At 44.9% G+C, this 7528-nt stretch carries 7 protein-coding genes and 1 pseudogene; 3 read left to right on the forward strand and 5 right to left on the reverse strand.

Translation table 11 applies throughout. The features are described 5' to 3' along the window. Nucleotide 1 precedes the first annotated feature (1 nt). Nucleotides 2-1297: a sensor histidine kinase gene (locus tag BQ9856_RS01225; RefSeq protein ID WP_235839120.1), complete on the forward strand. Its 1296-nt coding sequence runs from the start codon at nt 2-4 to the stop codon at nt 1295-1297. Here BQ9856_RS01225 and BQ9856_RS01230 read toward each other — a convergent pair. The 5 genes from BQ9856_RS01230 to BQ9856_RS01250 form a co-directional block, all read right to left on the reverse strand. Then, on the reverse strand, nt 1294-1911 hold the full coding sequence (locus tag BQ9856_RS01230; protein ID WP_077609366.1) for an ABC transporter ATP-binding protein: 618 nt from the start codon (nt 1909-1911) through the stop codon (nt 1294-1296). The two genes, BQ9856_RS01225 and BQ9856_RS01230, sit on opposite strands and share 4 nt — an antisense overlap. Continuing rightward, entirely contained in the window at nt 1901-2833 is a 933-nt protein-coding gene (locus BQ9856_RS01235) for an oligopeptide/dipeptide ABC transporter ATP-binding protein (protein ID WP_077609367.1), read from the reverse strand. Before BQ9856_RS01235 ends, BQ9856_RS01230 begins: the two co-directional genes overlap by 11 nt. A gap of 8 nt (nt 2834-2841) precedes the next feature. Beyond that, nucleotides 2842-3693 (reverse strand): ABC transporter permease, encoded by an 852-nt coding sequence (locus tag BQ9856_RS01240; protein WP_077609368.1) that lies wholly within the window; start codon nt 3691-3693, stop codon nt 2842-2844. Continuing rightward, complete coding sequence (locus tag BQ9856_RS01245; protein WP_077609369.1) at nt 3683-4672, reverse strand: ABC transporter permease; 990 nt, start codon at nt 4670-4672, stop codon at nt 3683-3685. Before BQ9856_RS01245 ends, BQ9856_RS01240 begins: the two co-directional genes overlap by 11 nt. Before the next feature lie 89 nt (nt 4673-4761). Further along, the gene (locus BQ9856_RS01250; protein WP_235839092.1) at nt 4762-6366 is read right to left on the reverse strand and encodes an ABC transporter substrate-binding protein; all 1605 of its coding nucleotides are present in this window, start codon (nt 6364-6366) and stop codon (nt 4762-4764) included. Nucleotides 6367-6595: 229 nt separating this feature from the next. Between BQ9856_RS01250 and BQ9856_RS25610 the strand changes: the two are divergent. Further along, nucleotides 6596-7209: pseudogene (locus BQ9856_RS25610) on the forward strand (transposase zinc-binding domain-containing protein); the annotation flags it as partial. Nucleotides 7210-7263: 54 nt separating this feature from the next. Continuing rightward, complete coding sequence (locus BQ9856_RS01260) at nt 7264-7443, forward strand: hypothetical protein (protein ID WP_077609371.1); 180 nt, start codon at nt 7264-7266, stop codon at nt 7441-7443. Nucleotides 7444-7528 lie beyond the last annotated feature (85 nt).

A 7528-nucleotide genomic window follows, 5' to 3' on the forward strand; every position in this document is an offset into this window, starting at 1 on the left:
AATGAGACTGGAATTTAAATTGGCGATTTGTACAATTATCTCTTTCCTGATTGCTTCTATGGTTTTCCTTGCTGTTCGAAAAGCAGGAAATATATGGATTGAAAACAGCTTCCGGGATTTTACCTTTGTGGAGAAACAGCAGAATCTTGAATTAGAGAGCCTGCAGGAATATATCAGTAAAAATCATGTCTCAGCTCTGGATTACCATCAAGTGTCTCACTGGGTGAAGAAACGTGAGCTCACTGCGATTTCCCTGTATTATGGAGACCGGTTGATTTATGATTCCACAATCTCCTATCATGCCGGGAATTTATCAAGCGGCCGGTTGACCTCTCCCCTTCCCTGGCAAAAAACTTACCCGCTTCATTTCGATGATATTGAAGTTACTGCTGTTATCAGTACTTTCTCGCAGCACCGTTTTGAGGACAAGCTGAACATGATCAGCCTGGCCGCATTTTTTATTACCTTCCTCCTTCTTATGCTTTTCTATGTACAGAAAAAGGTTGTTTATATCCACCGCCTTGTACAGGAGATTAAAAATATTGAGAACGGAAACCTCAACTTTCCCATTACCATGCGAGGTACTGATGAACTGGCTTTCTTAGCCCAAGATGTTGATAAAATGCGGCATTCCTTACTGAAGCAAATGATTCGTTTTCAAAAAGTGCGTAAAGATCGTGATCAATTTGCCGTACATATGTCTCATGATCTTCGCACACCTATAACAAGCCTTATCGGATATCTTGATTTTGTAAATCAAAAACGCTGTCCCACCAAAGAGATACAGGAACAGTATCTTCAGAAAGCAGAAGAAAAGGCTCTGCAGTTAAGAGAACTTTCTGAGAATATGTTCAAACACTTTTTAACCAGTGTGGATGAATCCCAGTCAGAAGACATACTTTGTGACACCTCCGTTATCAACCAGTTAATTGACGATGGACTCGTACTTCTGGAATCACATTTATTTCAATGCACGGCTTCAAAAAGTGAAGAAGATTCCCTATTTTTTGCCATTCGTAAAGCATCCTTACAGCGTGTATTTGATAATATTTTCTCTAATATTCTCAAATATGCCGATCCTACGGTTCCTGTTGTGATCTCAGGCAGCCGGGCGGACGGCGGCATGGTAATCTCCTTTCATAATCAAATCCGGCAGCAAAAAACCGGCACTGTTTCCAGCGCCGGAATCGGACTTAAAAGTGCAGAAATGATTGTTCAGCAAAACGGGGGCTATCTGCTTGTACATAAAAACGAAGATTCATTTGAATGTTCTCTTTTTATACCGGAAATAACTTAAACGCGGCCTGCGTTAAGAGCCGGCAAATTAATAATACGGGTACAGACTTTTTGGGCGAGTGCTTCATTATGAGTCACCACAATCATTCCCATATTACGTTCCTTTACCACCGAAAGCACCAACTGCCAAATTTGTGCCTGCGTAATCACATCCAGCATGGTGCTGATTTCATCCGCAAGGAGAAATTTTGTTTTTGGTCCCAATATCCGTGCAATACAAAAACGCTGCAGCTCGCCGCCGCTTAATTCATTGGGCCAGCGGTCAAGCCACTGTTTTTCAATTCCTATTTTTTCCAGAAAGGAATCATCAGGAATCCATGACTCTTCCAATATCTGCTTCATCTTCCACCGGATATTCACCGCTTTTTCCGGATGCTGGTAAATAAGCTGCACCGGACAGTATCCTGTTAACGGCAATTTTTCACCCTCAAAAAGGATTTCCCCCTCTGTTGGATGGAGATATCCCGCAAGGAGTTTTGAAAGTGTACTTTTTCCATAGCCGGAAGGTCCAACAAGGCCAACCCGCTCTCCTTTGTCCACTGAAAAACTCACATTTTTCAGAATCAAATCTTTGGAGGAATAACCAAAGCTTACATTTTTAACTTCAAGTAGCATGCTTGCACCTCACCTCTCCTCCTCGTAATTCACGCATTTCCACAGTTCCTGAACATTCTCCTGTCCGATCTTTGCATCTTGGCGCGAACGGGCACCCGCTTGGAAAGCTGCCCGCATAGGGCTGAAGTCCCGATATGGGAACAAACTCATTTTGCGGTAGTGCCTCCCACAGAGCTTTCGTATATGGGTGGCGCAGATGCTCTTTGCCTGCAACAAAATCATGAACAGGTGCAATCTCTATGGTTGTTCCCGCATAGAAAACTGCGATTTTATCCGCAACACTAAGGGCCAGATCGATATCGTGAGTGATCAGCATGACTGCATTTCCTGCATCAGCAATCTCCCGGAAATACCGCATGGTTTCTTCCGCCACTTCCTGATTAAGCCCCGGAGTCGGTTCGTCTGCAATAATAAGGTTCGCATCCGTCATGACTGCCGTGGACACCAGAACTCTTCGGGCCATGCCGCCGGAAAGCTGGAAAGGGTATTTTCGCGCTGTTTCCGGTACGAGATAAAAGCGTCGGAACACCTCCTCCTGCTGTTTTTGCGTTCCGTAAATCCCGCTGACCTGCCTGCCTACGCGCATCATGGGATCCAGATAACCTACTGACTGGGGAACCAGAGCAATTCTTTTCCCTCTCATTTTTCTCTGCATGCGGGCGGTAAGTTCCTGGCCGCAATACTTCATGGAGCCTGAGCAGGAACTGTTACCGGGCAATATCCCTAATATCGCATGGGCGAGCAGACTCTTGCCGCTCCCCGAAGAACCCACCACCGCCATGATTTCTCCGGAGTTTATCTCTATGTTCAAGTTGGATATGACCCTTAACTCCTGCTGAACCAGCCCCCTGCTGTACATTCGAAAACAGATCGATAGATCTTTTACCTCCAGAATGGGCTGCTTTTCCTTTTTCTGTGACATATATCCTCCTATTCTTGTGCACTATATGGGTCTATGATCGTCCTCAGATTGTCACCTATGGCATCAAATAACAGCACAATCCCCAGCAGGGCTGCTCCAGGCAGTACCGTAAGCCACCAGAATCCTGAAGTCAGGTATCTCATGGACTCAGATAAGATAATCCCCACCGCCGGTTCCTCCGGAGACAGCCCAAACCCCAGAAAAGTAATGGAAGCTTCATGCAGTATTGCGTGAGGAAATAACAGAATCAGACCAACGATGTATTGCGGGACCACATGGGGAAGAATATGCCGCATGGCAATGAACATACGGCTGCGCCCCATCTTGTGGGATGCCTGCACAAATTGCCCATTTTTCACCGCCATAACCTCTGCCCGGACAATCCTCGCTAAATTGGGCCAGTGGCTGACCGCTATTCCAACCATAACGCCCTGATATCCTTTACCCAGCATAAAAGAGATGAGCATAAGCAGAATCAGGTGCGGAATTCCCTGTACCATATCAATGATCCATAAGATAACCTGATCCGTCTTCTTACCCATAACCGCTGAAAGTGTTCCTAAAATAACCGCTATCACAGAGCTGATACCAGCTGCCAATACACCAATCAGGATACTTGTGGAAAGTCCCTTTATGGTACGGGCAAGCATATCACGTCCCATCCAGTCGGTTCCAAACAGATGTAAAAACGATGGGGGCTGATTTTTGTTTTCAAAATTGGTTACATAGGCTTCTGATGGCATCAGAAGCCCTGTCCCCGCTACCAAAAGCAGAATAACAATTGCTGCCAGAATAATTGTTAATGTATAGGTTCGGCGGTTCATAAATACTTTTTTCCCTGAATTTTTTTTACTTTTCATAGGTCGCCTCCCTGATCTGAGGGTCAATCACGGGATAAAGTAAATTTGCAATCATATTTCCGCAAAATACAAATAATGCACTAAATAATGCAATTCCCATCAAAAGCGGTGTGTCCCCGTGAGTACCGGCCAGCACCGCTGCTTGCCCAATGCCCGTATAAGAAAAAACGTTTTCTGCCAGAACTGAGCCACCGAACAGTTCACTGACGGCAGCAAACTGCAAGGTAACGGCCGGCAAAAGAATGTTGCGGAATCCATGGCGGCATATTGCCTGCCATTTTCCTTCGCCTCTTGCCATGGCAAAAAGCATAAAATCACTTTCAAGAATGTCAATCAGCTTCTGACGGGTGTGCAGTGCAATATTTGATATCCCGGTAATCGAAAGAGTCACTGCCGGTAATATCAGATGATGCAGCCTTTCCCAAATTGTCACTTCACTGGAAAGTTTGCCGATTGGTGCGGCAAGGCCAAGCGGAAACCACGCAAGCTTCACCGCAAACACCATCATCAGCAGCAGTCCCAGCCAAAATGCCGGACTGGAAGACAACAGCAGGCAAACTGCTTTTATTGCCTTATCAACCAGACTATGCCTGCAGGCGGCAGCAGCAACACCCAGGAAAAATCCCAAAACACCGGATATCAGCCAGGCAGTTCCCATCAGCATAACAGACTGTGTAAAACGTTCTCCTATCACATCTGTCACCGGCTGCTGAAAATAGTAGGATCTTCCCATATCTCCCTTTGCCAATGCCTTTAACCAGCTTATCAATCTGCCCGCAGGCGGCTCATCAAGGCCCCAATACTCCGCAATTGCCTCTCTTTGTTCCTGGCTGATGGCACTTTCTGATCCGACATAAGCACTGATCGGATCTATGGGAGAAGCATTTGCCAGCAAAAAGGTAACAATGACCACTGCAACCAGTAAGGTGATTCCCCGTAAGAAGTTTTCTACGACCAATTTTGCGATGCCTTTATTCATTACTCTCCAGTTGCTCCCTTCTATACAGGAAATGCGGTCAAGCCGTTACCGGGTATGGCCGCATTTCACTATGATTGTTGAATTAGACGTTATTTTACAGAACTCCAATCCATGATATTGCCCAATACCGCAAAGCCATGATCATGAGGATGGATCTTTTGTTCTCCTATGCTGATTCCATCACGCACAAAATAAAGATGGCTGATATTGGCTATGTAAATATAAGGCGCATCACCAAGAATACTTCCTCCGGTCGTTCCATCCCACTGTGCTTTCTGCCAGAATTGATTGGCCTCTTCCTGTGTGGTTGCAGCTACGGCTGCAGCAAGATACTTATCTACCGTTTCATTCCTGTATGCAACAATGTTATACCACCCCCCTTTCGCCGCATAAGCACCATAAAGAGCATTGTAGACAGGTGTCGGATTGTAATCTCCGCCGCCCAGCATAAAGGCATCTTTGTGTTTACGGGGAGTGCGGTCAGAGGAAGAAAGTCCTTCCGTAATTACATTAATACCAAATGCCTTTGCCTGTTCACTGAATGCCATGGATATGGACTGGCGGGTGGAATCATCGGAGGCATAAATTAAACTAAATTCCGCTTTTACTCCATCTTTTTCCCGAATGCCGTCTCCGTCTGTGTCCACCCAGCCGGCATTATCAAGGATCTGTTTCGCAGCTTCCACGTTACCATCCGTAAGAATAATCTCTTTGTTATCCCATGGCAGCCCCTGAGCAACGGTATAGGCGACTTCACCATAACCGTTTAACACCGTATCAATAATTTTCTGACGGTTTATACCATTTGCCAGAGCCTTGCGAATTGCCAGATCACTGGTTACCTCATTCCCGACTGGATAACCTTCCACACTGGTTTCACCTGGCTCCTGTACCGGAAGTGCAACGGTACGGAAATCGTTGGTTTTACAGTCCACCAAGTTGTAGCCAGGCATACCTTTTACCGCAAGATTTTCTGAAATTTTTGCCACATCCACTTGTCCGGCCTGCAGTGCAGCATATGCCGCATCATTGCTCAGGAACAAAAGCACTAAGCGTTTGAAGGGTGGTGTACCTCCATAATATTGTTCATTTGCTTCTACAATCAATTGCTGCCCTTTGTCCCACTGAACAAACTTATAAGGACCGGAGCCGACAGGCGCCTGCGCATAAGCTGCAGGATCGCTGTAGGCATGCTCCGGTACAATCCCTAAAGCAGCCGTTTGATACACAAAAATAGACATAGGAGACTTCATGTGAAATACAACGGTAGTATCATCAATTGCCTCCGCCTTATCAAGCAGCGTCAGATCAACGGTAGAAATCCCGTTTTCCTTTGTTTTATTATAAGTAAATGCCACATCGCTTGCTGTCAGCTTCTCCCCATCATGACAAATAACATCATCACGAATGGTAAAGGTCCATGTAAGGCCATCTTCACTGACACGGTAGTCGGTAGCGAGATCATTTTTCAACTGATTATTTGTATCTGTATCAAGCAATTTACTTTGAAAAATAGGAGTTCCATGACTCCCCCAGCCGGTACATGGATCATAACCGGATTCTTTCTCTCCTCCAACCGCGACAATCACTTCATCTTTTGAGGTTTGATTATCGGCTGAAGAGGAGCCTTCCGACTGTGATGCATTTGATGGTTTTTGTGGGGAACAGCCTGTTACTATAAATAAAAAACACATCAGCCCTGCTGCTAATCTTATTTTGCTGCAATAATTTTTCATAGGAATTCAATCTGCCTTTCTTGATTTAAAGTAGTTAGCTTTTTCTAACTCTGCTGGGAATTATATTACCGATTTCCAACTGCCGCAATACTTTAAGGCCAGATTTCAGATTATTTAAGATATGTTTCACTTATAAAATCAGAAAATCCAGAATTACCTATAAGTCAAGACCGTCATACAAGAAAGTACCTTCGGCGGCGCCATGTACGGATGCCCTTTTTGTGGTGAGCTTAAGTTTGTTCCGTTCCGCTGCCACTCCAAGTTTTGCCCTACCTGCGGGAACCGATATTGTATTGACCGCTCAACCAAAATGTCCTTTAAGCTCATCCGCTGCACCCACCGACACTGTGTTTTTACCATTGATGAGGATCTCCGCCCCTTCTTCCTCGAAGAACGGCCCCTGCTGCAAACGTGACCTTCCATTACAACAAGCACGAGGATAACTCTTATGTTGTGAAAACGATTCCCGTGTTGGACTTCATGAAACTTCTCATCCAGCACATACCAGAAAAACATTTCAAGATGACCCGATATTATGGTCTTTATGCAAGGCACCGTGAGGCAGACAGACGGCTTTGTAAAGCCGTGCCAAAATCAAAGCACAAAATCCTGTTAGACTTTAATCGGTGGCGCACACTTTTTCTCTTATCTTTCGGCCATGACCCTTTGCAATGCCCAAAATGTAAGCATGACATGGCTTTTTTAGAACTCTTCCTTAACCACAAACGAGTCCCTCTGATTAAACTTTATGAAAGGGCTTTGGCAAAATACCGCTGCCGCTCTAGTGGAAAATCTGCTTGATTTTCTATCCCATCTGTTTCATACTGGAAGTATTCAAAGATGGGAGGCGCTTCAATGGATCCAAAACAATTAGAGGAACTCAGACAAAAATATATCAAAAATCCTCCGGAAGGCATGACTGCCAAGCTGGTAAAAGGTATGACCGATTCTGACTTGCTTGACATGCATTATTTCCTTATTGAGGATGATGACCTTGATGATGATGAATTTGAAGAAGGGTTTTATATCTTCTAACTCAACATCGTCTGTTACCTATGCCCTGCTTTTGCAGGGCTATTTGTTTACATAAACCATAATTCGTGAGGAATTTCCTATTATA

It is taken from the genome of Clostridium sp. Marseille-P2415, from assembly GCF_900155545.1.
Lineage (GTDB): Bacteria > Bacillota > Clostridia > Lachnospirales > Lachnospiraceae > Lacrimispora.

What these genes read in the sequence shown, in the direction of transcription:
- BQ9856_RS01235 (WP_077609367.1), bottom strand. Translation starts at nt 2,833, where the DNA reads ATGTCACAGAAAAAGGAAAAGCAGCCCATTCTGGAGGTAAAAGATCTA.
- BQ9856_RS01240 (WP_077609368.1), bottom strand. Translation starts at nt 3,693, where the DNA reads ATGAAAAGTAAAAAAAATTCAGGGAAAAAAGTATTTATGAACCGCCGA.
- BQ9856_RS01245 (WP_077609369.1), bottom strand. Translation starts at nt 4,672, where the DNA reads ATGAATAAAGGCATCGCAAAATTGGTCGTAGAAAACTTCTTACGGGGA.
- BQ9856_RS01225 (WP_235839120.1), top strand. Translation starts at nt 2, where the DNA reads ATGAGACTGGAATTTAAATTGGCGATTTGTACAATTATCTCTTTCCTG.
- BQ9856_RS01260 (WP_077609371.1), top strand. Translation starts at nt 7,264, where the DNA reads ATGGATCCAAAACAATTAGAGGAACTCAGACAAAAATATATCAAAAAT.
- BQ9856_RS01250 (WP_235839092.1), bottom strand. Translation starts at nt 6,366, where the DNA reads ATGTGTTTTTTATTTATAGTAACAGGCTGTTCCCCACAAAAACCATCA.
- BQ9856_RS01230 (WP_077609366.1), bottom strand. Translation starts at nt 1,911, where the DNA reads ATGCTACTTGAAGTTAAAAATGTAAGCTTTGGTTATTCCTCCAAAGAT.